The organism is Qipengyuania sp. CAU 1752, from assembly GCF_054482615.1.
On sequence record NZ_JBTLRE010000001.1, the window covers coordinates 1876862 to 1903619 of the forward strand.

A 26758-nucleotide genomic window follows, 5' to 3' on the forward strand; every position below is an offset into this window, starting at 1 on the left:
TATGCAATGTCAACGATTCCACGCCCCTCACTAGGCAAGTCTCCGCGAGCTCTTGAAGCCGAGCGCCTTTTCGCCGCAAGCCCAGCGGAACTCTATGATGCGTGGACGACCATGTTCGACCGATGGTTCGCTCAAGAAGGCACGCTATCGATGGTGCGCGAAGTTGGCAGCGCGTGGTTCTTCTACAATCGCGAAGAATGGGGACGCCACCCGCATTACGGGCGCTTTCTAGCTCTCAAAGTCGATCAGATGATCGAAACGACGTGGCTGACCGGAAATGGTTCTCACGAAGGCACCTGGGGTGCGGAGACAATCCTGAAAATCCAAGTCTTGCCTTCTGACAACGGCACGAAGTTGAAGCTGACGCATAGCGGATTTGTGTCTGATGAATCCCGCGATGCCCACGCGGCGAATTGGCCAATCGCCCTCGACGAGCTTGCTGCCGCATTAGAAGGCAAGAAACGCTGAGAAAGCTCGACACGATCTCAACGCCAGCATGTCCGGCCGGTCCCATAAGCTCAGGCGGAAACGACCGGCACGTTCTAGCTTCGTGGCGGCCTGCCCATCTACTTCAAGTGAGCGCCGCCACGATCAATTTTGCGTTGGTCCATTTCGCCGTGGCCTATCGTCTCGCTGAATCGATCGAATGATCAGTATCGGGCAAAAACATAGTTGCCAGAGTCACGCATGGCGATGACTTCGTATCGCTGCCGGCGATCGCCTGCTTCCATGCCTGGCGAACCAAGCGGCATCCCGGCCACTGCCAGACCACGCACCCCGGCTGGCTTTTCCTTCAGGAGCTTCTGAATGGCTTCGGCGGGCACATGTCCTTCGATGACATAGCCTTCAACGATTGCAGTGTGGCAGGAACCAAGCTCTTGGGGAATAGCATGAGTTGCCTTGACCTTGCCGAGATCGACCGTTTCCACGACGGAGACTTCGGCAGACATGGCGTCTTCTAGATGCCTGGCCCATTCCAGACAACAGCCACAACCAGGGTCTCGAAACATGGTGACCTGTGCCGCCTCGACGGCGCTCGAACAAGCTGCGAGCAAGCCCAGTGTTAGTATTGCGGTGCTCTTCCGATGGCTTTTTCGCATAATTGAGATCCTACCGATTATGATTGGTTGTGAGCGTTTGGCGCCGGGGTGACGGGTTCCAAAGTCCCCCTCCCCGCTACGGCACCCAAGGACCACAGCGCCTATATGATCCTAGGCTATCAGGAACCTGAACGCAGCGATCCTGTTTCGCAACGCCCATGACAGTTTTGCCCCTCACCGAAGAAAATGGTTATGGAGGAGCAACTCCAACGCCCGGCACGACGATTGATGTGCTGAAAAAAGGCATACTGCAGCAGACGTGAAAGCGGCCTCGTTGCGGAGGCCGCTCCCTTCCTCGTACTGCGAGGACATTCAATCAATTTTCAATGCAATACGCACTGGAGCTATATCACTGCTGCCGTGCATTGCGATTTGCCGTGCTCTGGTCACCGCCAAAGCGATCTGCGGTTCTGCGCCAACACGTGCAATCCTACGACATTCCATGGATAGCTCAGCACCCATCCTCGTATAATCGTGCGGACAAACATCTCGTGCAGCGCTCCTTACGCGGCCTCTCAGCCTATCCTCGCCACGCTTGGTCGCGAGATCGAGATCGCTATAAGATACGTATGCGACGTACCTCTCGGCGGGAATTACCGGCGCTGTCACATCAATCGGATCGCGTCCTATTTCTTGCCCCATAGCGGGGGCAATGGCTACGGCAGCCAAGCCTGCGGCAAGCGCAATCGCACCTGCTGCGGCGACGGTTTTTTCCATTAACTCTCGCATCGAACTATCCTTTCCTCATTTGATGAGAGGAAGAGTGCGAGCGTTAATTACAACTCTCCAACAGCTATCGACTAAAATTGCCATATTGCGGTTGAGCGATCAGGTTTTTCGGTGAATCAACATCTGTCGTCGTTGAGGCATGATCAATAACATCTTTTACGTGTGAGCGAGAAATGCGGCATGTAGAGCCATCTTTTAGATGAGCCTCCCATTTATCTCTCACGTGGCGGATCCTCACGATGTAATCGCCGCGCACGAGGGTCGATCGATTCAGACGAACCACCCTGGGCCCTAGTTGCTCGGACAGATGGGCAAGTGTGCAATGGTAAAGCCATTCTCGACCCCCTGCAAAAATTCGCATGTAATCGCCCTCTGCGACTATCTTCTCGATTTCGTGGAGACCAATGCGCACCTGAGTGCCGTCCTCGTGGAAATCCTTAATCCATAAAGCCTCATCGGTTTCTTCCTGAACAAATTGCTTGCAAACCAATGACGACTCGCACGTGCGAACGATCCCTTGCCTATCCAAATCACGCATAGTGTCATGGTATGCTGCAACGTTTGGAAACACAGCTTCGCTCATAAAATCGAACACACCGTCCAACTCAAGCGAGTTGTGAATGTATTCAATTTCTAGAAGGCCCGTTGTGAACTGCTCAATTTCTTCAGGAGTGGCAGCCTTTTCGAAGCCAAAACATAAGATTGCGTGAATCTGCTTTGGCTTCCGAGAATGGATAGTCATAGGTCAATCCCCCGCAACCACAGGCTAACATGAATTTTGCAGTTTTGGTAGGTTGGGGTTGGAAGCACTGTTGAGGTCCGCAAACAAACTCTCGCCAAGACCTAGACCCGAGACCAAAAGAAACCGGCCTGGCTCGGTGGATGGGTGGCGCGTCGCCGAAAATGCTGTTGAACGTGCCGGAGGGAGGGCTGACCTTTTCGCCCTGGACAGACGATGGGTTACGTACGAGCGACCGAGTGGAGGGAGCGCAATTCAATAATTCTGCCCTCGCCCCTCATTTCTTGGAACCGTTCTGATTTTGGGTTTGGCGATCTTGGAAAAGGCGAGCGCCTCACGGATAAATGTTCAACGCTACCTCCAGTGCCAATTGTTCCTGAAAGTCACCTGGCATTATTGCACCCAAATTGGAAAATGCCGGCTTTGGAATTCTGTGATAAGGATCCTGCGGAGGCAACGATGACGAGCTCTATCCTCAGCAGCCGCAGAACCTTCCTCAAAGCCGCGGGAGTAGCCGGCGTTCTTGCCCCGGCCATGCTGCCCCAGTTCGCGCATGCGGCTAAACGGCGACAGCCCAACGTCGTCCTTATTACTGCAGATGATCTCGGATATGGAGATTTGAGCAGCTACGGCAGAGCAGACTTCCAGACGCGCGTGCTCGACAGCCTCGCAGCACAGGGCACCCGTTTCACACAGGCCTACGCGATTGCCCCGATATGCACACCGACGCGAGTGGGCATGATGACGGGCCGCTATCCAGCGAGACATCCCGTCGGGCTTTTCGAGCCACTTACGCTGTCGCCGAACCACCGTAAATTCGGACTGGAGCCCTCCGAGCTGACGCTTTCTTCGCTTCTCAAGAACGCAGGCTACACCAACGGGTTATTCGGCAAATGGCATCTGGGCGCGCTGCCAAGATTCCATCCCAATCTACACGGATTCGACTATTTCTTTGGGCCACTTGGCGGAGCAGTCGACTACACGGCGCACGTCGATCCATCTGGAGCGCACGATCTCTTCCGAAACCGCGAGCCGGTGCATGTAAATGGCTACCTCACCGATATCATAGCGGATGAAGCGGTCCGGTTCGTTCATGGCGCCCCAGAACCGTTCTTTCTCAACCACCAGGGCACAGCACCACATGCGCCTTGGCAGCGGCGCGGAGACCCCCCGGCGGATCGCGACACGCCCAGTGCATACCGCGGCTTCGATGTCGGGCCTGATGATCGATTTGGAGATATGGTCGCGGCACTGGACGAAGCGGTGGGCCGGATCCTCGACGCGCTCGACGAGAGGGGCGTTGCCGATCGGACCTTGGTCATTTTCACCAGTGATAACGGTGGCAAGCAGCATTCCAACATGGCGGGCCTGGCCGGCAAAAAAGGAGAGTTGTGGGAGGGAGGTATTCGCGTTCCTGCATTCGTTCGCTGGCCGAATGTGATCCCCGCAGGCGTAACAACCCGGCAGGTAGCGTCGACGCTGGACTGGACCGCAACCATACTAGCGACAGCCGGTGCGTCATCGCCTCCGCTTGACGGGATCGATATCCTTCCCGTTCTTTCTGGCGGAGCCGTGCGCGATCGTACAATTTTTTGGCGCATGGGACGCACTCGGCAACTCGCAATGCGCAAGGGCTCTTACAAGTATCTACGCGATGCAGATACCGAGTACCTTTTCGATCTTGTCCTCGACCCGGGCGAACGGACGAACCTCAAAACCGAAAAGCCGGCGATCTTTCGCGAGATGCAAGAAGAGGCTGCGGCATGGGATGGGGAGATGCTTCCGCTATTCTAGGGTTATTAAATCCATAGCGGATGAGGAACACGCCCCCGGGCCCGGTGCACCCGCTCATTAAGAGTTACCTGGGTGTCCCGTCTTCCACGCGGAGAAAACGCGCGGCATTGTCATGCAGAATTGCCTTTTTCTGCTCGAAACTCAGAAAGGGTGCCGAATTGATTGCCCGCACCCCCTCCCCGATTGCGCCGGGCCAATTCATCTGGTCCGAACCGAACATTATCCGATCGGCAAAACCTGCACGAACCAGACCTTCGAGGTAAGCGTAGTACTCGGCTCGCGGGATCTGGAACTGGAGAACGCCTGTCTCCACCATCAACTGAGGATAGAGATAGAGCATCGCTTTCATATCCTCGAGATACGGATACCCGGCATGCATCGCGAAGATTCTAAGGCGCGGAAAACGCCGGAGGACAGGGTCGATCTCCAGCGGGCTCATCGCACGAAACTCAGGGAAAAGCGCAACCGATCCGGGAGGCCCCAGTCCGATATGTATCCCGACAGGAAGTTGCTCCCGCTCGGCCATTTTCCAGAATGGGTCCATTCGGGCATCGCCAGGTGCCAATCCCGCATACTGGTTCACGATCTCCGCAAGGGCGAAGGTTTCCCCCCTCTGCTTTGCCGAAGATACTTGTTCCGGCGTGGGCGCGGCTTCGGAAGGAAGATAGAACTTGGTTGCCGGCCAAAACAAATCTGGAGCTGCAGCCGTCCAATCCCGCACAAATTCGGGAGGGCCACTGATAAGTCCACGGACCTTGTGCCGGCGCATCTCTGCAATGGTCTCGTCGCGCAAAGCCTTATCAGTCGAAGCTCCGACAAGCGGGGTTTCACAAGGTGGGTTGAACCCGCGCTTTATCAGCGCTTGGCGCCACTCCTCGCTTGCATCGAACCTAATATCCGCAAGTGGACCTTCCAGCGGACAGATTGACTGACCATGCGGGCCGTTCTGGGTCGCGCTATCAGCGTGGAGATGGACATCGATAACTGGCCCATCATAGGGCGAGTTAGAAGGTTGCTCGATAGCGGACGCATTGCTCGAGAATGCAATCAGCGCTGCCAAAAGCCGCTTGAGGCCCATTCGATCAGCCATACCTCACCTCATGTATAACCCAGCATTGCCGCATTATATCTAGAGGCTTCAGCCAGTCAAAGGCGCAGCTTGCAAACGCGGCATGGTCCCGATGACCTCCGAATGGTTTCAATACTCTTCAAGATCTGCACAGTTCTTTGAGGAATGGTAGCGGAGGGAAGACCCGAACCCCCGACACGCGGATTATATCCGCGGCGCGGCGCCGATCTACTTACAGAACCGACAGTGGCCGGGATTGTTGACGAGTGTTTTCTGCGATTGCCTGGGACAGGTCGGTATATTTGTAGGGTCCAACCCGGTATTCCCTCACGAGACGCTCGGCGATACCGGCAGGCAAGGGTGAGTTGGGCGGATTTATAGAGCCACCCTCGCTTTCCCAGACGTTGAGAGAAGTTGTGCTGGCATTTGTCGCCAGATGCTGGCCATTCGTTACATGCATATCAATCTCCCGGGCAGCTCGGTGGAGCAAGGGGACGTAACCCTTTCGAGACGTTCGTAACGCCTGGATTTGCGCGGCATAATTCGCAACCTCCGCAAAATGCAATTGGCGACCTTCATCGTCGCCAGCAGCGCTCGCGCGCATCACTTCGACCTGATGGGCATGAAGCAGTTCATTGAGGTCCATGGATGGGCTCGCTTGTTCAGAAAACTCGGGACGAGATCAGCGGTCGAGCCGGGAGCGACTGGCGAATTCCCTCCCGGCCGATCGATTATCAGGTTTGCTGTTTTTCTGCCCCGGCCTTTTCTGGCTGGCCCTGTTCCTGCTGCAGGTTCATCGCTTGCTGCTTGCCCCCATCGACCTGCTTGGTTTCGTAACCGTAACGCTGGTCGACCTTGGGTTCCTGAGCTTCCTGTTGAAGGTCAGCCTTCACGAAAGGCAGCGGCTCACCACCCTTTTCAGGAGTGATTGTGCCTGCACCCTTGCAGGTGTCATAGGATTTGATCTTGCCATAATGAGTCATGTGCAATTCTTTCCGTTTGACGCGGGCGGCCGATAGCGACCGATTGTGCGCGGCCTAAGAGGCGAAATAGAAAGAAGGAAGGGTCGAAAACTGGCCCTTGGGACCGTCAATCACGACTGGTAGCTGTCCATGATATGGTAGCGATGTGGCAGCCGCACAAGTCGTTGCGAGCGATAGCTTGCGAGCCATGTATGCAAGGTCTGGACGGCAGGACCGGAAATGCTGGCGCCTATTCCCCGGCGTTCGTCACCGCATGGTTGGCACTACGCCTAACACATCGAGCCGATCATGCGCATGGCCACTCAACCCCGACGCCAAGCTCGAAAATTTTCTATAACGACGACTGAATCTTAGAACGAAAAAAGCCCGAACCCACATAACGCAGGTCCGGGCTGAGAGTTAGACCCGCCTCTGCATATTAAAACAAAAGTTAAGGCCACAAGAGAATCGGGTCGCACTTATTCTCTCACACCGAAGCGATACATGGTGTCGGTAATGATCCATAGCGCTAGCAAAGTTTTATTTTTCAACCTTTATCGCCAATGGGCTTGATTTATTTCAAGCAGGAAAACCTGATCACGAAAGTTTTCATTCGCTTTGGCCCGAGCAGTCAGCAGGAACGCGCTGGTCGAAAAGGTGTTGTTAATGGAAATCATAAGCTGACCCGAAGGTGCCGGAGCTCGCTGTAGCTGACAGGCCCAACCACGCTCAGATCCGTTAAAAGATAGCGGCCTAGATCACGAAGACTATTATTCCGCAGAAAGATAAGCCGAGAAACTATCGGAGCAAAGAGTGCTGCATATCGAACAATCCCAACGTCCGCTCTGAAACGAACAGGTGCGGAGATGTGAAAGTGCTGACACCAAATCTTGGTGGCGGAGGAGGGAGTCGAACCCCCGACACGCGGATTATGATTCCAACGGAAACGTCGGTAGACGAGTTCCCGATGAGGCAACCTTTCGAAGGCCGGGTTAATTCTCTTCGTCCTCAATTCGCACCATGAGGTGAGCGTAGGGCGTATCTTTCCACATGACGTAAACTGGATCCGCCGGATCACTCGAAATGCCAGCATATGAGCTTCGATCCGGCAGGATAACCATGAGATGCGGACCTTCCTTGATCCACTGGTTATCAGCCGTCGGTTCAGTTGCCGCAGGATCAATGTTGCTAACCCCCGGTGCATCGCCCTCCCCTGCCAGCATATAGGACATCCCGAACTTTCCGCCCTCATACGGCTCGCCGGCCATCAACGCGCCGAGCATGTCCATCCAGACGCTGTCGTTGCACATTGGCCCCATGGCGGCGCTTTCCGGCATACAGGTAAACCCATTGGTTCCCTTGCGAAGAACTTTGCCCTGATGGTCAACAATCGTCGCGCCTTCGACAACCGAAGCTGGCCCAGCACTCATCGCGCTTGCAATCATCGCTTCCTCTGAGACTGGCGGGTTGTGGGCATCATGCCCGTGATGCTCGCTTGCGGCGGACAAAGTTGTCGCTGCCGCTGCAAGATAAATGGCCGCAAATGACATGGCCTTCTCCTCTCTTCAGCTATCCCAGCGACCCGGAACGAACCCATCTTACAACTTCCGCTGAAAGCATGCCAGCGCCAACGCGGCATGGGGCCCGATGACATTCGAATAGTCTCAGCATCCATCGTGAGATAATTTGAGCCAATTTCGAAACCTGGTAGCGGAGGAGGGACTCGAACCCCCCGCCACGCGGTCATGATTTCGAGCCGCGTTCGTTTGTAGATCCGTCTATCCAGTCCAACCATTCGCATCCCAAATTTCCGGAATTCGGCCTGATGATGTAGCATCCCACCGTGATCGTCTAGGTCTGCCCGGTGCGCATGACTGGGCCGATGCGATTATTCTAGGGGGGACTGCCATGCATTTCCGGGTTTCGATACTAGCTCTGACTGCGGCTGCCGGACTCTCAGCACCTCAGGCTGCGATGGCTCAGCCTGTTACCCTCGGATCCGAGGATACTTGCGAGAATTTCAAATGGATCCTCGGCACCTGGGAATCCTACAGCCCGTGGGGTGACCAAACCAAACCGACCGGAGGAACGCTGGTATTCACGATCGGCGCGAACGGCACCCTTGAAGGGCGGATCGGACGCCCGAATGATTACATGAAGGAGGTGGGATATACCGCAGGCATGCTCGTCTATCGCGGCCATAATGAGGTCCGATACTACGGGCCGGACGGCACGGCGGTATATGAAGCGTTCAACGGCGAGTTTTTGCAAGTTGACCGAGATGCGCGGGAATGGCGCCGAGATTCCATTGGCGTGCGCCCAAGCGGCTTCTTGTATCAGTCGCCGCCTGCCTTTAGTCATTTGGCCGGACCGTTTCGTAAAGCATCCAATGCTCGCACAACAGGAACCTGCGTCCGCACGGCCAAGCCGTCATCCCCTACTCCAAAAGCGCCTGATACTCCCTCCCTAAAAAATACTGAGGCAAGTCAGCCGGGCAGACATCCTGCCGGTCATAGCGCTCAAGCCGACCTAAGCACTCCATCAAGCAGCAAGAGATGCAATTATGTCGCTTACCAAGCGCAGGTTGGAAAGCCCGCCCGACTAATCATCTATCAGTTCGAGAAAGATACCGACGAGGTCGCGACATACGACCCCGATATGCCTTTTCAGCGTTTGTTCCCCTCCCCAATCAGCGGAGCGGCAGATATCCCGGTCTCCTACATGGACTTTGCCGACTATCGAGCGCTCACCAGAATGGAAGAAATTACTAATGATGTCTTAGTCCATAGCGGGCCTGATAAGCAGCTGACCGATGGCGCAAATGAGATTAGACGTTTGCTCAGTGAGGCGCAGCAATCCTATGATCTGTCCGCCCGACTAGCCGATCAACGCCGCACCCAATGCCCCAAATTTTCCGACCCTGATGCTTATCCAAAGGTTGCTGACGCCGATGCAGTCATGGATTCGCTGCGTAAACGACGTGATGAATTGCTCAAGCCGCGACTTGCAGAAGGCGAGAGGCTGAACGAAAAGCTCACGAGGGAGTTTTTCAGTGATCTTGCCGAAGCCAGCAGCCTGGACGAAAAGCAGAAAGAACTACTCGCAGACTTACAATCTAAGGTAATGCGAGAGCTAAAAAGTCGTCTCACAGGCGAAGCGATCGAACCTCGGAAAATCGAAAACTTGGTGCCGCAGTTGGAGGCTCTCCGCGATCGCTACAGCAAGCGCGAATCCGAAGGGAAGAAAGTCAGCCAGGAAACGCGTGATAAGGACCTTAAGGAAGCTCTCAAGAGATCGGGTATCGACTATGATCCATCACTAGTAAGATCAGCGAAGCGCGATGGCCAGATCAGCATGGGAAAGGCTGCTTTTGACTACCTCTTTTCGACTTTAGGTCCTCAAGTAACGGGATTTGGACGGCATCTTACGACCGCACAAAGCTATTTTGCAGCCGCAAAGGTCACAGCGGAATCGCTCAATGCGCTGAAGAACCTATACTCGCTCTTTGGCACTCGCGACCAACTGATGCCAGTCGCGCTCACAGTGCAAGAAAATCGAGCATATCTCACCGGCTTGGTCCGTCGATATGACGCCCTCGAACAAGAATACGCCATTATGCGCAAGAATTTCGAAGATGCTATCACTTCTGGTGGTGAGTTGTCCGAAACGGACTGACCGGCCGACGATCAACATAAAGGTCAACTGCAAGCCAAAACTGGTAGCGGAGGAGGGACTCGAACCCCCGACACGCGGATTATGATTCCAACGGAAAAGTCGGTAGACGCGTCTACGTTGACTGGTCAGCGCAAGACACGCGCACTGATTTTTGTCCTAATTTTTGGGAACTAACCAGAGATGCAGCGGTGTGCGGTGGGAGCATGTTGCATTGCTGCGAGGCTTAGATCATCAAGAATAAGATTTGTCTGGCTTACAGCTTCTCGCTCGATACTCGGCCAGTCAGCGAGATATTCACGGGCAAAATGTAGGGTTCCACCAGCTTGCTGATAGTGTTGGACGTGTATCAGTTCGTGAGCCCATAAACCCAAATCCTGAGCGGCGCTCTCATTCTCAAATACTATGAGGTTACCCAAGGTCACAGCCTTGTATCGGGTATTCTCTGCGACAAGAAACCGAGCGAGGCCGCCCGCTTCATCGGCGATTATCCAGCGCACGTTGGCAAGTTCATTCGCTGGATAATGCTGCGACAATGCATCTCTGATGGGATCGGGAATTGCCCTCAAATCGTTCGATTGAGCGCTTCTTCTCGAGTAATTAACTGCTGCCGCCAACACGGGGGCAAACGCTTGATTGGTCGCAGTTGCGAGCTCGCGAGGCGGTCCCAAGCAATCCGTTCCCGTCGGCATACCGCACGAGCCAAGAAATGTTGGAGCTAAAAGGGCAACAGCGAACATCGCTTTGCGCTTCGACAAGGCAGCGGCAGACTTTATCGACACATCTCCTTGTCAGTAGCTCCAGTTACAATCCATTGACTATAAAAGAGAATAACGCCGAAATTATGACCAGATGGCAATTCGTCCTGCCCGAACGGGCGGTGTGGGACCTCGACCCTCGAATGGATCTTGCTGAACTGGAGGGACGCTATCCCCTCAAACCAATGGGTATGACGGTCTGAGAAGCGAACGGTGCCGCACCGTTCTTCGAAATCGAAAGCGAATTATTGATATGGTCGGGGGAGACCCTCAGGTGTAGCAACCATGCTCATAAGAAACGCAAGGATCAGTTTGTGGGATCAATGGGGCAGCCGCCAATCGAGCGAATTCAGGACAATCTTCTGGCTCGAAACGAGAGACGACTCCTGAATTGGATCTGCGCGCGAATGCCGCGCTGGATGTCACCCGACATTCTAACCTTTGTTGGCATGCTTGGGGCTGCCATGATCTTCGCCGGGTATCTGGCAAGCAACCAATCCGGCGAATGGCTATGGCTGACTATCGCGGGATATCTGGTCCAATGGTTAGGAGATTCCACCGACGGCAGTCTGGCTCGGTTCAGAAGTATTGAGCGCCCTCGATACGGCTACTTCCTTGATCACAGTTGTGACGGCATGGCGACTACCCTCATCGTGTTCGGCATTGGACTTAGTCCGTATGTATCTCTTGAGATCGCCGGGATCGCGTTGGCCGGCTACCTCCTGCTCTCGATCCACGCGTTTCTGTCCGTGCGCGTCCTAGGAGAATTGAAGCTATCTTATCTAAATCTCGGGCCAACCGAACTACGCTTCGTCTTGATTGGGTTGACCATCGCCATGATGGCATTTGGAAGCGGCCCAGGTTGGTTCGGTCCGATCAGTGGGTTTGACATATTTGTGGGCCTTGTCGGCACTCTTCTTATCGTGATGTTCGTGTTCCAGACCTTCATTACTTCGCGCCGACTGGCTAAGGATGAGCCATCGCGGAACGCGGAATGGTCGCCCAACAAACAGGATTCTGCTGGTAGTCGTTAGGTTCTCTGGCTCTGCACAGGCTAAGCAGCACACAGAACCGTCTCTTTGCAAAGCGGCTTCGGATCCGCCTTGCGGTGCAAATCGAAGGCGATTCCGAAGCGATGGAAATGGCGCTGGCGATCCGCTAATTTCTCTCGGGCTTGGGCGGATGAATAGGCACAAGTGTCTCCAGACCCTCGATGTCATCGACCACCTCAACGACGCCCGCTCCAAGGTGACTGCGTGGACGCCCGTAGAAGAAGTAGATTGCAACACCAATCAGAGACCAAACGGGCAGCACAACCATGGCTTCCATCGGCAAGTTAAGGAACAGGAAGGCACATCCAGCCACAGCTGATGGCGCTACCAGCCACAATCCCCGCACCCTGAAGGGTCTATTGACATCAGGGCGCTGTCTTCGCAGCATCATCACAGCAATTGCAACGAGCGCAAAGGCGTAGAGCGTTCCTGCGTTGGCTATGTCTGCAAGCTGTCCCACCGGAAAGAATGCTGCCGCCAACGCCACGAGCGCGCCGGTGATCATCGTTACAACATATGGCGTGTGCCATTTGGGGTGAACGCGGCTCAATACCTCGGGCAGGAGTCCATCGCGGCTCATGACAAAGAAAATACGCGTTTGCGCGAAAAGCAAAACGAGTATGACCGAGGGAAGCGCAATAAATGCGGCATAGCCGAGCATGTTGCCAACACCCGACCAACCGATCTGTCGTAGAACATGAGCAAGCGCTTCGTCAGAACATACTAGCGCTGCAGCATGTTGTGGTAGCGCGCATTGTCGCGCCAACTCCTCAGAACCCGCGGGAAATGGAATGCCATCAGGGCCCATGATGGGCTGCCCACCGATGGTCCCGATCGCGCCCGCTGCAACTGCGATATAGAATATGGTGCAGAATATCAGCGAACCGACCAGCCCGATAGGCACGTTGCGCTGCGGATTTTTGGTTTCTTCTGCAGCAGTGGAAACAGCGTCAAACCCGACATAGGCAAAGAAGATTGTCGCCGCCGCGCCAACAGCTCCGACACCAGTGCCCCACCCGCCAAAAATTCCTGCTGGGAGGAATGGGTTGAACCGCTCCGCCTCAACCTCCGGCAAAGTCAGCGCAATGAAGACCGTCAGCGCTGTCACCTTGATCGCAACAAGCACCGCGTTGACTTTCGCGCTCTCGCTAGTGCCAATCATCAACAGACCCGTCACAAGCAGCGCGATTACCAATGCGGGCAAATTTATCAGCCCACCCTCCACGCCACCAAGCGCAAGCGGTCCGCCAGAGAGCCATGGCGGCAGTTGAATTCCGAAAGTTTCATTGAGGATCGTGCCAACGAAATAGCCCGACCAGCCTACGGAAACCGCGCTCGCTGCAATGGCATATTCGAGCACCAGCGCCCAACCGACAGTCCACGCCAAAAATTCGCCCATCGTCGCGTAGGTGTAAGTATAAGCTGAGCCCGAAACCGGGATAGTCGATGCAATCTCGGCGTAACATAAAGCCGCAACCACGCAGATTAGACCTGCGATTGCGAAGGCGAGCATTAGACCAGGTCCTGCCTTCTGTGCACCTGCAGCTGTGAGGACGAATATCCCCGTTCCAATTATGCAGCCGATGCCGAACAGCATGAGCTGGAAACCGCCCATGGTCCGCTTGAGCGACTTCTTTTCAGCCGCAGCAAGAATTGCATCGAGCGGCTTCACTCGATCAAACATCATAACAGAAAATACTCTGCGACCCGCGACGGCCCTTATGCGTCCAGCCAGTCTACGGAGCACTTATCAGTCGCTGAAGTGCTGTGAAACAAAAATATGCATAAGCTTCAGTCCCGTTTTGAAAGTTGTTGAGATCTTCGCGGGCGCGCAAAATCCGACTAGCGCGGTGAAATGAAACGGCGTAAGTTCGGGCACCCCAGAGGCCATCATGATCTCGGGAATTTTAGGAAAATTGGAAATGAAGAAAGTCGTTCTTGCCCTCGGCGTGAGCCTTGGCGCTCTGTCTCTTGTCGCATGCGAAGCCCAGCAGGAACAGCCGGCAGCAGTAGAGCCCCAAGCCGAAGTCGCACCCGCTCCGGTTGAAACGGCCCCCGTGGTTGCCGAAGATGCGCTTCCTACAGATGATGGGTCGACTGTGCCCGCCACTGATGCAGGTGCCGAGACGGCTCAGCCCACTGAAGGCGGGGTAGCTCCAGCCAACTAACCCACATCTGGGCCACACCAAGCGGAGGAGTTCGAAACTTTAATGCGCGGACTCCTCCGCTCACTCGATCACAAAGGTTGCCTTGCGGGAGAATGGTTATGAATACTCATGCGCCTGAATTCTCGCCAGCCGAGGTGTTGGTTTCGGCGTTCTACATCTACTCAGGCTATTTTATCGCGACCGTTGCCGTGGGCATTATCGGCTTCTTCGGGGAAGATGCCTTCACCACCTTGGCGGGTGTTGTATCGATGCTCTTTCTGGGGCGGGTATGGTTGAAGCAAACCCAATCCCGAACTCACTATGTCAACTTGGTGCTGGCAATGGTCGCTGCGATTATCGCGCTCGACATTGCCGCCAACATAACCAGCTAATCAAGCAAGAGCGAGATTTGGCTATGCCGCCAACAGCCCACGCTCCATCTCGCCCATTAGGTCCACGTCCTTCGCAGGATCATGAACAAGGTGGCCATAGACGTTGTAGGTCATCGTGATCGACGAGTGCCCTCTGCGCAGATGGGCTGCTAAATGGTCCAGCCCTGCGCGTTGAAGACAACGGTCAAGATCATGAACATTAGCAGGGCGTAGAATACCACGCCCAGGAACTTGCCAAGCAACGCATGCTGCATTCCGAGCAATCCTAAAAATCGGATCTGGAATGGCCAGATGCGAAAATGTGGAAGCACAAACAACAAACTTGGTAGCGGAGGAGGGAAATATAGGGAGCGTATAACATGCTGATTTACCTAATCAACTTTTTGAATCACCTTGCAAATACCCCCATCAATACCCCCAGAATCGGACAGATGAGATAAAGCGCCTTTGGCAAACGATGACATGTTATTCGTAGTGACAGGTGAAAGGAGCGTCGGCCGTTTTCGGGCCGATCAGAAGGCGAAACGCCAGGTCATGAACCATCCGCCCGATCGTACAGCGAGGACATGTCATGGTCTGGCATGGACGGCATATTGTGGCCCGCATGCGGATCGGGTGTGTCGCTAGGCTTCGCATTCATCGGCGGGGGAGTGGCCGCAGGTGACGGCGCTACTACCGGAGTGCTCGCCGGTCGGTCTGGTTGCCTACCGGCAGTCACAGCTTCATCCGACCGGTTCGTGTTGGCCTCTCCAGCGGGAGAGGCAGCGTTGTCTCTTTCGCCTTCGCCAGGACCTGTGCTCTCGGTCGGCGGGGCCGTATACAGTGGCAAGGCTTCAGCTTCTGATGAAGTGTCCTGCGTCTGATCACATGCAGCGAGCCCTAGCCCCAGTGCCGCCGCAGCAAGGGGGGCAACAAACCCGTTCCGATTCGATCTGCGCATCATTCTATCCTTCAAAGCCAGGAGATACCAAGATGATTGGCACCGTGCGCAAGCTCGCCGCCCAGAAATCCCTGCACCAGCACTAGAGCGGCCATGGCAAAGATTGCGGCGCGAAGCGCGGTCCGGCTCGCGGAAGCACGGCTCGCCAGATAGGCCATCGCCAGACCGAGGACCGCGATCAGCATCCCGTTCCATCGATGGACCTGCATGACGGCATCGCCGCCGAACCAAAGGCCGGTGTGGATCCATCCGAACAGGACTGCGACGACTGCGCCGATTGCTCCGCCGTGGACGAGTACGCGCACCGCGCTCTCAAGCCCTGCATCTTTCCGGCGCATGACGAACAACTCGGTGGCAGCAGCCATGAGAAACAGGGCGATCGGGAAGTGGATGGTCGCCGGATGCAGTTTTTTCAGGACGGCGATGACGCCGGAATCGCCCTCATCAGCATGGCCACCAGCCTCGTCATGGCCTCCACTTGCTTCGTCGTGCGCGGCTGAGGGCTCGCCGACCGCTCCGCCGTCGCCCATCTGCGCCATGGCCGCCTGGTCATGCGCATCGCCATTCGCGGCGGCAGGCGCGGCGCTCGTCTCTTCGCCATGCTTTTCGTCGCCATGAGCCTGAACTGGTCCGACGATGAGCAAGCTGGCAGCTACAATAGCCATGAATTGTATTCTTTTCATTCTCTAAGGGTTCCGGTCTTGGCGATGGTCGTGCGACCTATTGTGTCTGTATTGCTCTGCGAACCCTCATCTCTTGCGGTGATGGAGCGTGATGATCCTCGGCGCGTGAGGGTCCAAATTTAACTCATGAGGGGGTCGGGTCTCTTGCCAATATCACAGCCTTGTTAAGAGGGCGGCCGGCCTTAGGCACGAGCGAGAGTCCGGCCACCATCTCCTAATCGTCTTGCGCCATGTTCTGGTGAGCCGCCATCTGCTCCATCATATCGTGCATCATCATCATGCGCTGGTGACAGGCCGCCATCATATCGGAATTGCCGCCCTGCATCATGCCCGCCATGTGCTCTTGCATTTTTGCACGATGTTCGGCCATAAGCCTTTGGCGTTCGGCAGGATCGCTCGCCGCGTGGGCCTGCTGCATCAGCGCGCGCATTTCAGCCATCTTCTCGCGATGCGCCGCCATGGCCTCCGAATCCTGCATCATGTGGCCAGCGTGATCCTGCTGCTGTGCCGCAGCCTGAGCTCCGTGGTCATGCTGTTCCTGGGCCATCGCCGGAGTGGCTGTCAGGCCAGTGGCGAGAATGAGAGCTAGAGCTGTCCGTTTTATAATCGATTTCCTTACGTCGGTCATGCGATGGGTGCTGTGCGCATTCATTCTCTTTACGCAGCCAACATCTCTTCCCCTCAAACAATTTCCGCGCCCACCGGAGACGGCTGAGCCGATGGCACAGCCGGTTGCAGGAATGGTGTTTTTCGGTCACCCTTTTTAACCGAAGCCGGTAGAGATGAATGGAACAGATCATGGTGACAACAGAGCTGTCGGAGAAGCAGTCGTGAGCACGGTCAATGAGGACGGCAGCTGGGATATCCCGGAGCCCGATCATGCCGAGCTGGTGCAAATGCGCATGCGCCTCATAACTCTCGAGAACATAGTTCTCGGGCTTTTGTCCGGGGCGAGCGATGAACAAATCGAACGGATCAGGAAACGTGCGGACATGATCGAACCGCGCCCTGAGGCGAGCCGGCATCCGTTTACCGAACTGGCAGCAGGTGACATGCGGAAATTTCTCGAACGCGCTGCTCGCATGGCCAAGACCGAGAGGCGCGAAGACGGTGACTGATCCAGGCTTTGGGGCAGCAAAGACGTTACGCAGGACGTGGAACTCCGGCCAGCCGCTATTTCCTTGCGCACATCATTCCGGCGTATCCGCAGCATGACCAGAACCCATTGGCTCATCTTCATTTGTGGAAGCCTGATCGCGTTCGTCTGGGAGATTTTCCAGATGCCGTTTTTCAAGCCGGGCAATCTCGAGACTTATGAGCAGACCATTCGCTGCGGCATCGCAAGCCTGGGCGATGGCGTGATCCTGCTCACAGCTTATAGCCTTGCTGCACTGCGCGGCGGGCACGCGTGGCCCTGGCAGTCAGACAAGCTACCCTATGCGATCTATTTCGGCTTCGGGCTTGTCGTCGCCATCGCCGTCGAAATGATCGCTACGTCGCTTCCTGCAAACAGCTTCCTGAGCTGGCGCTACAGCGATTTAATGCCACACGAGCCAGTGACGGGACTGGCGCTGATCCCGATCGCAATGTGGACGATCGTACCCGCACTAACGATCCTGCTGATCCGCTTTGCCCGCGTCGAACCTGATTGAACAAGGAGCGGCTTCAGGGAGCATTTGGCACAGGTTTTGCCCGCCGCCTGATCTTGGGAAACCGGTTGGCAAGCAGCACGAAGCCCGAAACCGCGATGATTGTCCCGCCGATCCCGAACAGTAGCAGCCACCAGCTGTTGATCCGGTCGCGCTGCGTCCAGTCCATGATATGCAGCCCCCAGACAAAGTCGAACAAGCGCCAGGTGTCGCTGCGGGCAGCGAGCACCGAGCCGCTCGATGCATCGATGTAGACGCGGGTATTATCCTCATCGCCGTAAGTGATTTGCCACGCCGGGAACGGACCGCGGAATTCGGTCCCGACTGCGTCTTCCACGAAAAGTGTTTTCGCTATGGTGGTTCGCGGCCCGGTCCAGGCACGTCGGGCGATGGCCTGTGCGCTCGCAGCGGGAAGAGGCGAGAGGAGCATGCCGCTTTCCGGATCGCGGAGCGTGACGCTTCCATCTTCCCGACGGACCTCGGTCACGGCCCTGCCGCCGACCGCGCGCGTCGCAAGGGAAACCACCCCCTCGCTGCTATCGAGCCATTGGGGCATGACAGCATCAGCGGGCAGGACCTCCGGCGCGCGCGAAACGACATGTTCGGACCGAACCTCTTCGATGTCGAGGAACGACATCAGCGCCCCGGTGGCCATCCATAGTAGCACCTGGACGCCGACAAAGATCGCCAGCCATTTGTGAAGCTTGCTGCCCAGCACATGCAGACGCAGCTTGAAAGAGCGAGTCGCCAATCGGTGTTCCCCCGATCAAATCAGTTGTTACGCGGCGCTCGTGACGATGAATGGTACTGAACGATCTTCCAGCCATCCGCATCATGGGCGAGCACCGAGGTCGCAACGCCTTCGCGGTCGATCACGCGGCCGTCGGCCAGTTCGATCCGATAGGTGTACGTTTCGCGGCCATAGGCCATATGTCCCATCCGGGTGACTGCGAGCGTCGGTTCGCCGAAGGTGAAGCTGGTTATTGCATCGAGTTCCGGTCCCAGATGATGCTCCATGTAATGCGTGAAGCTGCCTTCCGCCTTGCCGTTTTCGTAAACGAAGGATTCCTCGGCAAACAGCGCGGCCATGGCCTCTGCATCGCGCGACGTCAGGGCATCGCGATATAATGTCAGAACCGCTTCTGCCCCAGCGACGTCGTCGTTCATCGCAGACATATGCTCGGCATGGTTCATGCCCTGCTCCGTATGGTCCATCGGCGTTGATACCGAATGTTCCGAATGCGCCGAATGGTCCATGGATTGTGCCAGGGCGGGAGCGCCCCCTGCAGCCAAGGCCAGGGCGACCGCGCTTAGAGATAGTCTTGTTCTCATTGTATATTTCCTTCTCTTAAAACCAGAATCGTAAGCCTACGACGTAATTCGTCACGCTGGGGTCTTCCCCTACGGCGCGGGCATAATCGGCGCTGTCACCGATCCGCCATTCCTGGGAAACGCCAACATAGGGCGCGAATTCGCGTCCGAACTCGTAGCGAAGACGCAGACCTGCCTCGATCCGGTCGAGACCTGCGCTGATACCGAGTTCGGGAATGTCCTGTGCCGATAGCGCGAGTTCCGCCCTTGGCTGGAGGATAAGGCGCTGGGTGATCCGCTGGTCGAGCTCGCCCTCGATACGCGCGGTCACATCGCCCTTGGTGGAGACGAAGGCCGCGGCATCGATCTCGAAGCGGTACGGCATGAGACCCTGGATACCGATCACCGCATGGGTGCGCTCCGGAGCGGTGAGGTCCTGGCGAACACCCGCCTGGAAATCGAAGAAGGGCGCAATGGCGCGGCTCCAGAGCGCCTGGACCTCGGCGCCTTCTATGGGTTCGCCAAAGCTGCCCTCACCTTCGGACTTGAACCAGAATTTGTCGATGTCACCGCCATAATATCCTTGGATGTCCCACAGATATCCATCCTTCCCATCGCGGGCGCGGTATTCGAGCCTGTCGCCCTGAAACCAGAAGCGAATCCCGCCGTCGGTCTCGCGGACAAGTTCGCGCCGCGCTTCGTTCATGGCTTCCTCGCCCCAGATCGCAACCGCCGCGCGCGCTGGGCCGCTCCCTGCTTCTGGAGGAGGCGGCAACAGCGGGATATCGGCATCCGAGCCCATCTGCATCGCCGAATGGTCCATGCCCTGCATGTCCTGCGAAGGCGTCTGCCCATGGTTCATCTGGCTGTGATCCATCTGCCCATGGTCCATCGACGAACTGGCTTCCGCCTGTCCCATCTCGCCGTGATTCATCTGCGAACGATCCATCGCGCCTTCGGCAGGCTTGCCCTGCGGCATCGAGCCGTGATCCATTCCTTCATGACTTTCGGGCGATGCCTGTGGACGGGCAGCGTCAATCGGCATTGTCATGCTCGAATGACCGTCCCGAGCGGTCATCGAACCATGATCCATGGTTGAATGATCCATCTCGGAGTGGTCCATGGCGGCTTCAGACTGAGCAGCCGGTTCGCATGCTCCATCTGCTACCGGATGCCCCATCGCGCGATGGCGCTCGGCTTCCTCCTCGCACTTTGTCTTCGCGTCAGCCTGCGCCTCGGCGCCTTGCTGCGGCTCCGCCGGCGAATGACCGGCATGCTGCGCCGCCGCGGGGGAGGCGAGAACTGAGCCGGCTGCGACCGATGCGAGCAGGCTGGCAATACGAATTTTCATGCTTCGCTCCCGTCGGGATTGGCGACCGTGACGATCTGAAACATCCCGGCATGCATGTGATAGAGAAGGTGACAGTGGAAAGCCCAGTCGCCCGGCTCGTCCGCCGTCAGATCTAACTGCGCGCTGCCACCCGGCTGCAGGATTACCGTGTGCTTGAGCGGTTGACGATCGGCCGATGCGCCATTGACCAGCTCGAAGAAATGACCGTGCAGGTGAATGGGGTGCGCCATCATCGTATCGTTGACGAGCTTCACGCGCACGCGCTCGTTATAGGCGAAACGGATCGGCTCGTCGGAGACGGCGGAGAACTTCTTGCCGTCGAACGACCACATGTAGCGCTCCATATTTCCGGTCAGATGAATTTCCATTCGCCGTGACGGCGTGCGGCCCTCGCGGTGCGGCGTCAGAGCGCGCAGCTTGCGATAGTCGAGCGTGCGATGCGGGACATCGGCGAGACCGATGCCGGGATCGCCCATACGGTCGACCGGGTTCATCGAGACCATGTCGAGACCGGGACCGACCTTGACATCGGGTGGCAGGAGCGAGGTATCCCGCATCTGCATACCCGACATTCCGGCCATGCCTGCCATCTCGGATTGGCCGGAAGAACCATGGTCCATCCCTGCCATGTCGCCGCCACTTCCATGGTCCATACCCGACATGCCGGCGTCGCCAGACGAGCCGTGGTCCATGCCGCTCATGCCCATGTCAGCCATGGTCAGGAGCGGTGGATCGCGCAGCGGCGGAATGGCGGCGCGCGCGCCGGGTGCGCTCGCCAGCGTGGCAATACCCATGCCCGAGCGGTCCATCGACTCAGCGACCAGCGTGTATGCCTGTTGCGCGCCCGGCGTCACGACGACGTCATAGGTCTCGGCCACGCCGATCTGAAACTCGTCGACCTCAACCGGCTCGACGTTCTGCCCGTCCGCCTGAACGATGGTCATCGGCAGGCCGGGAATACGAATATTGAAAAAGGTCATGGCGCCGGCATTGATGAAGCGCAGCCGCACGCGTTCACCCGGGCGGAAGAGATATTCCAGGTTGTCGAGCGGTCCGTGACCATTGAGGAGGTAAGTGTAGGCAGCGCTCGACACATCGAGGATGTCGGTAGGCATCATGCGCATTCTGGCCCACATACGGCGATCCTCGCCCGAAAGCGGATAGTCGTCGGTCCAGGTATTCTGGTTGTAGTTGAAGTAGCCTTCGCCCTTTTTGAGCTTGTCGAATATCGTGTGGGGCGACATTTCGCTGAATTCGCTCAGCACCACGATATATTCACGGTCGGCCTGAACCGGATCGGGCCCCGCCGGATCCACCACGATAGCGCCGTAGTGCCCAGCCTGTTCCTGCAGGCCGCTATGCGAGTGCCACCAGTAGGTGCCGGACTGGCGCACCGGAAATTCCGCAGTGAAGGTTTCGCCCGGTTTGACGCCCGGAAAACTCACACCCGGCACGCCATCGAGCTCGAATGGCACGAGCAGCCCATGCCAGTGGATCGAGGTGTCTTCCTCGAGCTGGTTATGGACGTTGAGCCGGACGGTTGTACCTTCCTTCAAGCGCAACAAGGGGCCGGGAATCGAGCCGTTGACGGCGATGGCTCCACCGCTTCTGTTGCCGGTCGCGAAGGCTGATCGCGCGACAGTGAGGTCGATATTCGGTCCAGCTACCTCGTCCAGCCCCTTGCGGGCGTTTCCCGCCAAGATGTTCGCACCGCGTGCCCATGCCGGCATTGCACCGGCGAGGCCGAGCAGGCCTATTCCCCCCGCTCCTGTTCCAAGAAATTTTCGGCGATTAACGGCTGGCATAGGGGGCTCCTGAAAATGCGTATACCGTCACTTACGCGGCCACCTGCGCTACCCCTCAAAGTTTTCGAACCGCTCCTTCAGCCGGTTGCGCGCGCGATAGATGCGCGTCTCGACGGCCTTCTCCGTGGTGCCGAGCAGCTCGGCAGCCTCGGCCTGGCTGTACCCCTCGACAGTGACCAGCACGAGCGCCTCTTGCAGCCGCACCGGCAAGCGCCCGATTTCGACCTGGACCAGCCGCAGCTGTTCGCGGGCTCCGGCAACATTTTCGGGATTAGGGGCATCGTCGGCAACGGCGTCGGCTTCCCGGCCGCTCGGCAAGCCAAGGAAGCCCGCAACTTTCCTCCGGCGAAGCTTGTCGCGGCACTTGTTGAGAACGATTGTCGTCAAATAGGGACCGATGGGCTTGCTCGGGTCGAGGCGATGCCGTGTCAGCCAGACCGAAGCGAGACCGTCCTGGACGACATCTTCGGCCTGCGATGGTGAACCCAGCATACGCGTGGCAAGCGCGATCAACCGGGCGATCTCATGTTCGACGAGAGTTGTGAACGCCCGCTTGTCACCGGCTATTGCCCGCCCGATCAGCGCTGCGTTCGAAGTGTCATCCACCGCTGCCAAGGCTGATCAGTCACGCGGATCGCGCGTGAGGGCCGCGGACACTTTCCGGTCGAACTGGAGCTGCTGATCGGGATCGAGAATTTCCCGCATATCGAAGACGTGCCGCACGGTCGCTTTCTGCAATTCGCCCATGCGCGCATGCACCTCGTCGATCGCGGCACTGACTTCGGGCCCGTATTCGTGCTCGGTTTCCATTGCCTGGGCGAGCTGTGCGTTGGCTGCGCGCGCAGAGGCTTCGAGCCTTGCCTGTTCTACCGCGAAACGCGCTTCGAGCGCATCGAGCCGCTCCTCCTGGTCAGCCGTGAGCGAGAGTTCATCGTGCACGAACTGGTGCAGGCTGTCCTCCGCATCGTCGTTGGACCAGCGATCGGCGGCAAGCGCTCCGAGGCATCCGGCGAGCGCCGCCAGCAGAACCGCGAGGACAAGGTGAAACTTCTTCAACGCCTATGATCCCACATGAAGCAAAGCAGCGGGTGACAGGGATTCTCCGCCAACGAGGCTCTCGCCAACAATTTCTGTAGGAGCGCCATATTCGGAAGGCCATCCGCTGGTCCCTGCGCCAGCTGCCAGCCCGACGACAAACAGACCGGCGAACAAGGCCATTCTGCGTCGCTGATCGACAATTTCGCCAAGCTGTCCCGCGCGCTGCCAGACGCCGTTCATGAAGTCGGGCGGCACGTCGCCAGCCTTCTGCGAGGCCATGGTGCCGAGCATCGCATCGAGTGTCTGATTTTCACGCATCCCTTGCTCCTGTCGGTTGCACGGTTCCTATACGCGACACTTCGCGCAAACCCTCAAGTTTCTTTTTTGAGGGCTGCGGGTTGGCGACGCGTAAGAGGAGATATCTGTAGCAACAGCGGTATGTACCAGCGTCGAATGGGAGCCATGGCATGAAAAGCGCGGCAGTTCCGTCAAAAGAACGCGAGTTCACTCCGCCGCTGGGCAAAAGCTGGCTCACGCCGTTCTATGACCGCGCGATCGCAATCTTTACGCGCGAGAGCCGGTGGCGCCGCGCGATCGTCGAAGAGGCCGTATTGGTGCCGGGCGACAAGGTCATCGATGTCGGGTGCGGCACCGGGACCTTGCTCAGAGCGCTGATGGCCAGCTGTCCCGAAGCCGGCTTCATCGGCGTTGAGCCAGACCCCGCCGCGCTGGCGATCGCGCAGCGCAAATTCGGTGCCGGAGTCGATATGGTCCGGTGGCACAACGGCTTTCTTGACAGTCTCGAGCTTTCCGACGGCTGGCAACCAGATAAGATCGTCAGCAGTCTCGTCCTTCACCAGGTGCCCGTTTCGCAAAAACGCGCGATCCTCGAGCAGATCGAGAACCTGCTGGCCCCCGGGGGCATGGCGCTGATTGCCGACTATATGGGGCAGGATGCTCCAGTCATGCGCGCGCTGTTCCGTTCGAGCGTTCAGCTTCTCGACGGCGTGAAGGACACCCAGCCGAGCGCCGACGGAGCCGTCGAGAAATTGCTCGCCGAGATTTTCGCAGACGCCGAATTGCTCGATCGTATCCATACCGCGACCGGAACCATTTCTCTCTGGCGCGGCATCAAGAAAGGCAATGTCCAATGAACCTCACGAAAGATTCGAGACCGCTACGCCGTTCGCTGGCGGCCTCGCTCCTCCTCGCCCTTGCAGCCTGCTCGAATGCAGCGCAGGCCGCGACCTACACGATGTTCCGCGACGCAGGATGCGGCTGCTGTCTCAGCTGGGCCGGTCACGTCGAACATGGGCTCGAAGCAGAGGTCGCCTCGGTCGACACCGACGACATGGCTGCGCTCAAGACAGCCAAGGGTGTGCCACAGGATCTGTGGTCGTGTCACACGATGGAAGTCGATGGCTATATCATCGAAGGCCACGTGCCGGCCGATGCCGTCGCGAAGCTATTGCGCGAACGCCCCGAAGGCGTTGCTGGCCTGGCTGTGCCCGGAATGCCGCTTGGCTCGCCCGGAATGGAAGTCGGAGAGCAGGTGCAGCCCTATGATGTCATCGCCTTCGGCCCAGGCGGGCGGAGCGTGTTCGCATCCTACCCGTGACTATGGACAAGCCATTTTCGCGCCAACTCTAACGGAGGACCATCATGTCGGACTATTCGGTCAAAACCTCAATTCTCATATGGGGCTGGACACTCAGCCTCTTCCTGCTTTTCAGCTACCTGATCTGCATCGGTTTCGGCCTGCTCGCGCCCGAACAGGTGCACATGCACGAAGCGTGGGCGCCGCTGCTTCCCGGTTTCGAATGGCTAACCCTCTCGGGCTTTTTGGCAGGCGCTCTCGGCAGCTTTCTGTACGGTTGGTACATCGCGGTCATTGGGGTGCCACTGCTGCGATTTTTCCGTAACCGGTTCAGGACGTAGTAAATCGGCGGCGATGGACGCGTGCCTTGATACTCGCCGAGCATTTTCAGCTGCGCAAGCAGTCCGCTTTGGGCCGCAATTTGCTCGAGCGCCCCGAGCAAAACGCAACCCTCCGGATTTGTCCTGAAATATTTTTGAGGGATGAGCCCCGGCTGAACGTACTGTCCGGCATGATCTTTCTTGAACGGGAGACCATCGACAGGGGAAAGTCTTGCAAGACCATGAGCACGAGAATCAAAGCGAGACAGCTGGCTCGATAACCCTGCTGGGCGGCGTGGCGATGGGAACCGGCGTCATGATCGGTGCCGGCATATTCGCGCTGACCGGGCAGATCGCCGAGCTTGCCGGTCCGCTCTTCCCCTTATCCTTCATCGCTGGCGCGCTGGTAACCTCGCTGGCGGCCTACAGCTATATCAAGATGTCGAACAAATGGCCGTCTTCGGGCGGCATCGCGATGATCTTGCAAAAAGCATACGGACCCGGCGTGATCGCCGCCTCTGCCTCGCTCCTGATGGCGCTCTCGATGGTCATCAATGAAAGCCTCGTGGCCCGCACCTTCGCGACTTATGCGCTGCGCCCGTTCGGCCTCGAAAGCAGCGGGTGGCTCGTTTCTCTCGCAGCGCTTGCCCTCATCATCTTCGCCTATCTCGTCAATGCAGCGGGCAACAAGTCGGTAAGCGGCTTCTCGCTCATCATGTCCGCCATCAAGATCGGCGGCATCGCGCTGTTCGCAGTCGCGGCGATCTGGGCCAGCGGTTTTTCATCAGGCGCGTTTTCGCAGCCCGTTTCGCTGACGAATGCAGAAGCCATGCTCGCCTCTGTTGCTTTCTCGATCCTCGCCTTCAAGGGCTTCACCACGATTACCAATAGCGGCGGCGAAATCATCGACCCGCACAAGAATGTCGGTCGGACCATCATGATCTCGATCGCGGTCTGCATCGTGATCTATCTGCTCGTCGCATTGGCGGTGGGTTCGAGCCTGAGCATATCCGAGATCGTCGAGGCGCGCGATTATTCGCTCGCGGCAGCGGCGCGTCCGGCGCTGGGTGAGCTGGGCTTCTATTTCACCGTCGCGATCGCGATCGCCGCCACGACTTCGGGCGTGATCGCGAGCGTATTTGCTGTGTCGCGCATGCTTGCGATGCTGACCGACATGAAGATGATCCCGCACAGCCATTTCGGCATGAGCGGCGGAGTTCGCAGCCACATGCTGGTCTATACGGTGGTCATTGCCGGGACGCTTGCCGTCCTGTTCGATCTGTCGCGGATCGCCTCGCTGGGCGCCTTCTTCTACCTCGTCATGGATATGCTGGTGCATTGGGGCGTCCTGCGTCACCTGCGCAAGGAAGTCGGCGCGCGCGCAACAATACTTCTTACAGCACTCGCGGCAGATGGCGTGGTCCTTGCAGCTTTTACCGCGGCCAAATTGCGCAGCGATCCTGCCGTTGTCGCCTATGCGGCGATCGGCATCGTCGCAGTCTTCATGGGAGAATGGATTTACCTTTCGGACAATTCCGAAGCGCCCGCTTCTCACAAAGATGATCGGTCAGAAGAGAAGAGTTGATGGCAACTTTTCGCTGGGCCTTGAGGCTCTTGCAGCGGGGTTTTTCGAAACCGTTCACCGAAAAC

General features: G+C 57.5%; 30 protein-coding genes. 12 read left to right on the forward strand and 18 right to left on the reverse strand.

Annotation, left to right across the window (positions count from 1 at the left end):
• Window positions 1-6: 6 nt before the first annotated feature.
• Window positions 7-468, forward strand: a complete 462-nt coding sequence (locus ACXYL9_RS09160; RefSeq protein ID WP_459039273.1) for an SRPBCC family protein — start codon at window positions 7-9, stop codon at window positions 466-468.
• A gap of 182 nt (window positions 469-650) precedes the next feature.
• Here ACXYL9_RS09160 and ACXYL9_RS09165 read toward each other — a convergent pair whose 3' ends face one another.
• The 3 genes from ACXYL9_RS09165 to ACXYL9_RS09175 all read right to left on the reverse strand — a co-directional run bounded on the left by ACXYL9_RS09165 (window position 651) and on the right by ACXYL9_RS09175 (window position 2571).
• Window positions 651-950, reverse strand: a complete 300-nt coding sequence (locus tag ACXYL9_RS09165) for a DUF411 domain-containing protein (protein ID WP_459039274.1) — start codon at window positions 948-950, stop codon at window positions 651-653.
• A 462-nt stretch (window positions 951-1412) separates the two neighbouring features.
• Entirely contained in the window at window positions 1413-1829 is a 417-nt protein-coding gene (locus ACXYL9_RS09170; RefSeq protein WP_459039275.1) for a UrcA family protein, read from the reverse strand.
• 64 nt (window positions 1830-1893) lie between these two features.
• On the reverse strand, window positions 1894-2571 hold the full coding sequence (locus ACXYL9_RS09175) for a LytR/AlgR family response regulator transcription factor (protein WP_459039276.1): 678 nt from the start codon (window positions 2569-2571) through the stop codon (window positions 1894-1896).
• 213 nt (window positions 2572-2784) lie between these two features.
• On the opposite strand from ACXYL9_RS09175, the gene ACXYL9_RS09180 reads away from it, so the two are divergent.
• Window positions 2785-4362, forward strand: a complete 1578-nt coding sequence (locus ACXYL9_RS09180; RefSeq protein WP_459039277.1) for a sulfatase-like hydrolase/transferase — start codon at window positions 2785-2787, stop codon at window positions 4360-4362.
• A 64-nt stretch (window positions 4363-4426) separates the two neighbouring features.
• On the opposite strand, the gene ACXYL9_RS09185 is transcribed toward ACXYL9_RS09180, so the two are convergent.
• The 4 genes from ACXYL9_RS09185 to ACXYL9_RS09200 all read right to left on the reverse strand — a co-directional run bounded on the left by ACXYL9_RS09185 (window position 4427) and on the right by ACXYL9_RS09200 (window position 7943).
• Window positions 4427-5452 (reverse strand): amidohydrolase family protein, encoded by a 1026-nt coding sequence (locus tag ACXYL9_RS09185; RefSeq protein WP_459039278.1) that lies wholly within the window; start codon window positions 5450-5452, stop codon window positions 4427-4429.
• A gap of 211 nt (window positions 5453-5663) precedes the next feature.
• Entirely contained in the window at window positions 5664-6077 is a 414-nt protein-coding gene (locus tag ACXYL9_RS09190; RefSeq protein WP_459039279.1) for a hypothetical protein, read from the reverse strand.
• A gap of 88 nt (window positions 6078-6165) precedes the next feature.
• On the reverse strand, window positions 6166-6414 hold the full coding sequence (locus ACXYL9_RS09195) for a cold-shock protein (protein ID WP_459039280.1): 249 nt from the start codon (window positions 6412-6414) through the stop codon (window positions 6166-6168).
• Window positions 6415-7385: 971 nt separating this feature from the next.
• Complete coding sequence (locus tag ACXYL9_RS09200) at window positions 7386-7943, reverse strand: hypothetical protein (protein WP_459039281.1); 558 nt, start codon at window positions 7941-7943, stop codon at window positions 7386-7388.
• Between the two features lie 424 nt (window positions 7944-8367).
• On the opposite strand from ACXYL9_RS09200, the gene ACXYL9_RS09205 reads away from it, so the two are divergent.
• The gene (locus ACXYL9_RS09205; RefSeq protein WP_459039282.1) at window positions 8368-10068 is read left to right on the forward strand and encodes a hypothetical protein; all 1701 of its coding nucleotides are present in this window, start codon (window positions 8368-8370) and stop codon (window positions 10066-10068) included.
• Window positions 10069-10238: 170 nt separating this feature from the next.
• Here the strand turns inward: ACXYL9_RS09205 and ACXYL9_RS09210 are convergent, their stop codons facing one another.
• On the reverse strand, window positions 10239-10682 hold the full coding sequence (locus ACXYL9_RS09210; RefSeq protein ID WP_459039283.1) for an eCIS core domain-containing protein: 444 nt from the start codon (window positions 10680-10682) through the stop codon (window positions 10239-10241).
• Window positions 10683-11146: 464 nt separating this feature from the next.
• Between ACXYL9_RS09210 and ACXYL9_RS09215 the strand changes: the two genes are divergently transcribed.
• A complete protein-coding gene (locus ACXYL9_RS09215; RefSeq protein WP_459039284.1) occupies window positions 11147-11857 on the forward strand; it encodes a CDP-alcohol phosphatidyltransferase family protein in 711 nt (236 codons plus the stop codon).
• 124 nt (window positions 11858-11981) lie between these two features.
• Here ACXYL9_RS09215 and ACXYL9_RS09220 read toward each other — a convergent pair whose 3' ends face one another.
• Entirely contained in the window at window positions 11982-13562 is a 1581-nt protein-coding gene (locus ACXYL9_RS09220) for an amino acid permease (protein WP_459039285.1), read from the reverse strand.
• A gap of 235 nt (window positions 13563-13797) precedes the next feature.
• Here ACXYL9_RS09220 and ACXYL9_RS09225 point away from each other — a divergent pair, with 235 nt between their 5' ends.
• Window positions 13798-14043, forward strand: a complete 246-nt coding sequence (locus tag ACXYL9_RS09225; protein ID WP_459039286.1) for a hypothetical protein — start codon at window positions 13798-13800, stop codon at window positions 14041-14043.
• Between the two features lie 98 nt (window positions 14044-14141).
• Complete coding sequence (locus tag ACXYL9_RS09230; protein WP_459039287.1) at window positions 14142-14414, forward strand: hypothetical protein; 273 nt, start codon at window positions 14142-14144, stop codon at window positions 14412-14414.
• A 951-nt stretch (window positions 14415-15365) separates the two neighbouring features.
• Here the strand turns inward: ACXYL9_RS09230 and ACXYL9_RS09235 are convergent.
• Together ACXYL9_RS09235 and ACXYL9_RS09240 are read right to left on the reverse strand one after the other, a co-directional pair.
• Window positions 15366-16019 (reverse strand): DUF2231 domain-containing protein, encoded by a 654-nt coding sequence (locus ACXYL9_RS09235; RefSeq protein WP_394727026.1) that lies wholly within the window; start codon window positions 16017-16019, stop codon window positions 15366-15368.
• Window positions 16020-16251: 232 nt separating this feature from the next.
• Window positions 16252-16689 (reverse strand): hypothetical protein, encoded by a 438-nt coding sequence (locus tag ACXYL9_RS09240; RefSeq protein WP_173214130.1) that lies wholly within the window; start codon window positions 16687-16689, stop codon window positions 16252-16254.
• A gap of 130 nt (window positions 16690-16819) precedes the next feature.
• On the opposite strand from ACXYL9_RS09240, the gene ACXYL9_RS09245 reads away from it, so the two are divergent.
• Together ACXYL9_RS09245 and ACXYL9_RS09250 are read left to right on the forward strand one after the other, a co-directional pair.
• Window positions 16820-17155 carry a hypothetical protein gene (locus ACXYL9_RS09245; RefSeq protein ID WP_459039288.1) on the forward strand — a complete coding sequence of 112 codons (336 nt, stop codon included), beginning with the start codon at window positions 16820-16822 and terminating at the stop codon, window positions 17153-17155.
• A gap of 93 nt (window positions 17156-17248) precedes the next feature.
• Window positions 17249-17689: a hypothetical protein gene (locus ACXYL9_RS09250; RefSeq protein WP_173214127.1), complete on the forward strand. Its 441-nt coding sequence runs from the start codon at window positions 17249-17251 to the stop codon at window positions 17687-17689.
• Between the two features lie 13 nt (window positions 17690-17702).
• On the opposite strand, the gene ACXYL9_RS09255 is transcribed toward ACXYL9_RS09250, so the two are convergent.
• The 7 genes from ACXYL9_RS09255 to ACXYL9_RS09285 form a co-directional block, all read right to left on the reverse strand.
• Window positions 17703-18437: a PepSY domain-containing protein gene (locus tag ACXYL9_RS09255; RefSeq protein WP_234030082.1), complete on the reverse strand. Its 735-nt coding sequence runs from the start codon at window positions 18435-18437 to the stop codon at window positions 17703-17705.
• A 20-nt stretch (window positions 18438-18457) separates the two neighbouring features.
• A complete protein-coding gene (locus ACXYL9_RS09260) occupies window positions 18458-18880 on the reverse strand; it encodes a YybH family protein (RefSeq protein WP_459039289.1) in 423 nt (140 codons plus the stop codon).
• Between the two features lie 154 nt (window positions 18881-19034).
• Window positions 19035-20348: a copper resistance protein B gene (locus ACXYL9_RS09265; protein ID WP_173214123.1), complete on the reverse strand. Its 1314-nt coding sequence runs from the start codon at window positions 20346-20348 to the stop codon at window positions 19035-19037.
• The gene (locus ACXYL9_RS09270) at window positions 20345-22153 is read right to left on the reverse strand and encodes a copper resistance system multicopper oxidase (protein ID WP_173214121.1); all 1809 of its coding nucleotides are present in this window, start codon (window positions 22151-22153) and stop codon (window positions 20345-20347) included. The genes ACXYL9_RS09265 and ACXYL9_RS09270 overlap by 4 nt, the downstream gene beginning before the upstream one ends.
• A gap of 48 nt (window positions 22154-22201) precedes the next feature.
• On the reverse strand, window positions 22202-22759 hold the full coding sequence (locus ACXYL9_RS09275; RefSeq protein ID WP_325064488.1) for an RNA polymerase sigma factor: 558 nt from the start codon (window positions 22757-22759) through the stop codon (window positions 22202-22204).
• A 15-nt stretch (window positions 22760-22774) separates the two neighbouring features.
• Complete coding sequence (locus ACXYL9_RS09280; RefSeq protein WP_173214117.1) at window positions 22775-23209, reverse strand: periplasmic heavy metal sensor; 435 nt, start codon at window positions 23207-23209, stop codon at window positions 22775-22777.
• 3 nt (window positions 23210-23212) lie between these two features.
• On the reverse strand, window positions 23213-23509 hold the full coding sequence (locus ACXYL9_RS09285; RefSeq protein ID WP_173214115.1) for a hypothetical protein: 297 nt from the start codon (window positions 23507-23509) through the stop codon (window positions 23213-23215).
• Between the two features lie 149 nt (window positions 23510-23658).
• Between ACXYL9_RS09285 and ACXYL9_RS09290 the strand changes: the two genes are divergently transcribed.
• The 4 genes from ACXYL9_RS09290 (at window position 23659) to ACXYL9_RS09305 (ending at window position 26693) form a co-directional block, all read left to right on the forward strand.
• The gene (locus ACXYL9_RS09290) at window positions 23659-24345 is read left to right on the forward strand and encodes a class I SAM-dependent methyltransferase (RefSeq protein ID WP_011413848.1); all 687 of its coding nucleotides are present in this window, start codon (window positions 23659-23661) and stop codon (window positions 24343-24345) included.
• Window positions 24342-24809 carry a DUF411 domain-containing protein gene (locus ACXYL9_RS09295; protein ID WP_011413847.1) on the forward strand — a complete coding sequence of 156 codons (468 nt, stop codon included), beginning with the start codon at window positions 24342-24344 and terminating at the stop codon, window positions 24807-24809. The genes ACXYL9_RS09290 and ACXYL9_RS09295 overlap by 4 nt, the downstream gene beginning before the upstream one ends.
• Window positions 24810-24853: 44 nt before the next feature.
• Window positions 24854-25129 (forward strand): hypothetical protein, encoded by a 276-nt coding sequence (locus tag ACXYL9_RS09300; RefSeq protein WP_173214113.1) that lies wholly within the window; start codon window positions 24854-24856, stop codon window positions 25127-25129.
• 280 nt (window positions 25130-25409) lie between these two features.
• Window positions 25410-26693 carry an APC family permease gene (locus ACXYL9_RS09305; protein WP_459039884.1) on the forward strand — a complete coding sequence of 428 codons (1284 nt, stop codon included), beginning with the start codon at window positions 25410-25412 and terminating at the stop codon, window positions 26691-26693.
• The last annotated feature ends 65 nt before the right edge of the window (window positions 26694-26758 follow it).

What these genes read in the sequence shown, in the direction of transcription:
- ACXYL9_RS09300 (WP_173214113.1), top strand. Translation starts at nt 24,854, where the DNA reads ATGTCGGACTATTCGGTCAAAACCTCAATTCTCATATGGGGCTGGACA.
- ACXYL9_RS09295 (WP_011413847.1), top strand. Translation starts at nt 24,342, where the DNA reads ATGAACCTCACGAAAGATTCGAGACCGCTACGCCGTTCGCTGGCGGCC.
- ACXYL9_RS09240 (WP_173214130.1), bottom strand. Translation starts at nt 16,689, where the DNA reads ATGAATGCGCACAGCACCCATCGCATGACCGACGTAAGGAAATCGATT.
- ACXYL9_RS09260 (WP_459039289.1), bottom strand. Translation starts at nt 18,880, where the DNA reads ATGAACCATGCCGAGCATATGTCTGCGATGAACGACGACGTCGCTGGG.
- ACXYL9_RS09265 (WP_173214123.1), bottom strand. Translation starts at nt 20,348, where the DNA reads ATGAAAATTCGTATTGCCAGCCTGCTCGCATCGGTCGCAGCCGGCTCA.
- ACXYL9_RS09285 (WP_173214115.1), bottom strand. Translation starts at nt 23,509, where the DNA reads ATGCGTGAAAATCAGACACTCGATGCGATGCTCGGCACCATGGCCTCG.
- ACXYL9_RS09235 (WP_394727026.1), bottom strand. Translation starts at nt 16,019, where the DNA reads ATGGCTATTGTAGCTGCCAGCTTGCTCATCGTCGGACCAGTTCAGGCT.
- ACXYL9_RS09270 (WP_173214121.1), bottom strand. Translation starts at nt 22,153, where the DNA reads ATGCCAGCCGTTAATCGCCGAAAATTTCTTGGAACAGGAGCGGGGGGA.
- ACXYL9_RS09160 (WP_459039273.1), top strand. Translation starts at nt 7, where the DNA reads ATGTCAACGATTCCACGCCCCTCACTAGGCAAGTCTCCGCGAGCTCTT.
- ACXYL9_RS09225 (WP_459039286.1), top strand. Translation starts at nt 13,798, where the DNA reads ATGAAGAAAGTCGTTCTTGCCCTCGGCGTGAGCCTTGGCGCTCTGTCT.
- ACXYL9_RS09215 (WP_459039284.1), top strand. Translation starts at nt 11,147, where the DNA reads ATGGGGCAGCCGCCAATCGAGCGAATTCAGGACAATCTTCTGGCTCGA.
- ACXYL9_RS09305 (WP_459039884.1), top strand. Translation starts at nt 25,410, where the DNA reads ATGGGAACCGGCGTCATGATCGGTGCCGGCATATTCGCGCTGACCGGG.
- ACXYL9_RS09185 (WP_459039278.1), bottom strand. Translation starts at nt 5,452, where the DNA reads ATGGCTGATCGAATGGGCCTCAAGCGGCTTTTGGCAGCGCTGATTGCA.
- ACXYL9_RS09195 (WP_459039280.1), bottom strand. Translation starts at nt 6,414, where the DNA reads ATGACTCATTATGGCAAGATCAAATCCTATGACACCTGCAAGGGTGCA.
- ACXYL9_RS09200 (WP_459039281.1), bottom strand. Translation starts at nt 7,943, where the DNA reads ATGTCATTTGCGGCCATTTATCTTGCAGCGGCAGCGACAACTTTGTCC.
- ACXYL9_RS09250 (WP_173214127.1), top strand. Translation starts at nt 17,249, where the DNA reads ATGACCAGAACCCATTGGCTCATCTTCATTTGTGGAAGCCTGATCGCG.
- ACXYL9_RS09205 (WP_459039282.1), top strand. Translation starts at nt 8,368, where the DNA reads ATGGCTCAGCCTGTTACCCTCGGATCCGAGGATACTTGCGAGAATTTC.
- ACXYL9_RS09230 (WP_459039287.1), top strand. Translation starts at nt 14,142, where the DNA reads ATGAATACTCATGCGCCTGAATTCTCGCCAGCCGAGGTGTTGGTTTCG.
- ACXYL9_RS09290 (WP_011413848.1), top strand. Translation starts at nt 23,659, where the DNA reads ATGAAAAGCGCGGCAGTTCCGTCAAAAGAACGCGAGTTCACTCCGCCG.
- ACXYL9_RS09190 (WP_459039279.1), bottom strand. Translation starts at nt 6,077, where the DNA reads ATGGACCTCAATGAACTGCTTCATGCCCATCAGGTCGAAGTGATGCGC.
- ACXYL9_RS09175 (WP_459039276.1), bottom strand. Translation starts at nt 2,571, where the DNA reads ATGACTATCCATTCTCGGAAGCCAAAGCAGATTCACGCAATCTTATGT.
- ACXYL9_RS09220 (WP_459039285.1), bottom strand. Translation starts at nt 13,562, where the DNA reads ATGATGTTTGATCGAGTGAAGCCGCTCGATGCAATTCTTGCTGCGGCT.
- ACXYL9_RS09180 (WP_459039277.1), top strand. Translation starts at nt 2,785, where the DNA reads ATGGGTTACGTACGAGCGACCGAGTGGAGGGAGCGCAATTCAATAATT.
- ACXYL9_RS09245 (WP_459039288.1), top strand. Translation starts at nt 16,820, where the DNA reads ATGAATGGAACAGATCATGGTGACAACAGAGCTGTCGGAGAAGCAGTC.
- ACXYL9_RS09170 (WP_459039275.1), bottom strand. Translation starts at nt 1,829, where the DNA reads ATGCGAGAGTTAATGGAAAAAACCGTCGCCGCAGCAGGTGCGATTGCG.
- ACXYL9_RS09165 (WP_459039274.1), bottom strand. Translation starts at nt 950, where the DNA reads ATGTCTGCCGAAGTCTCCGTCGTGGAAACGGTCGATCTCGGCAAGGTC.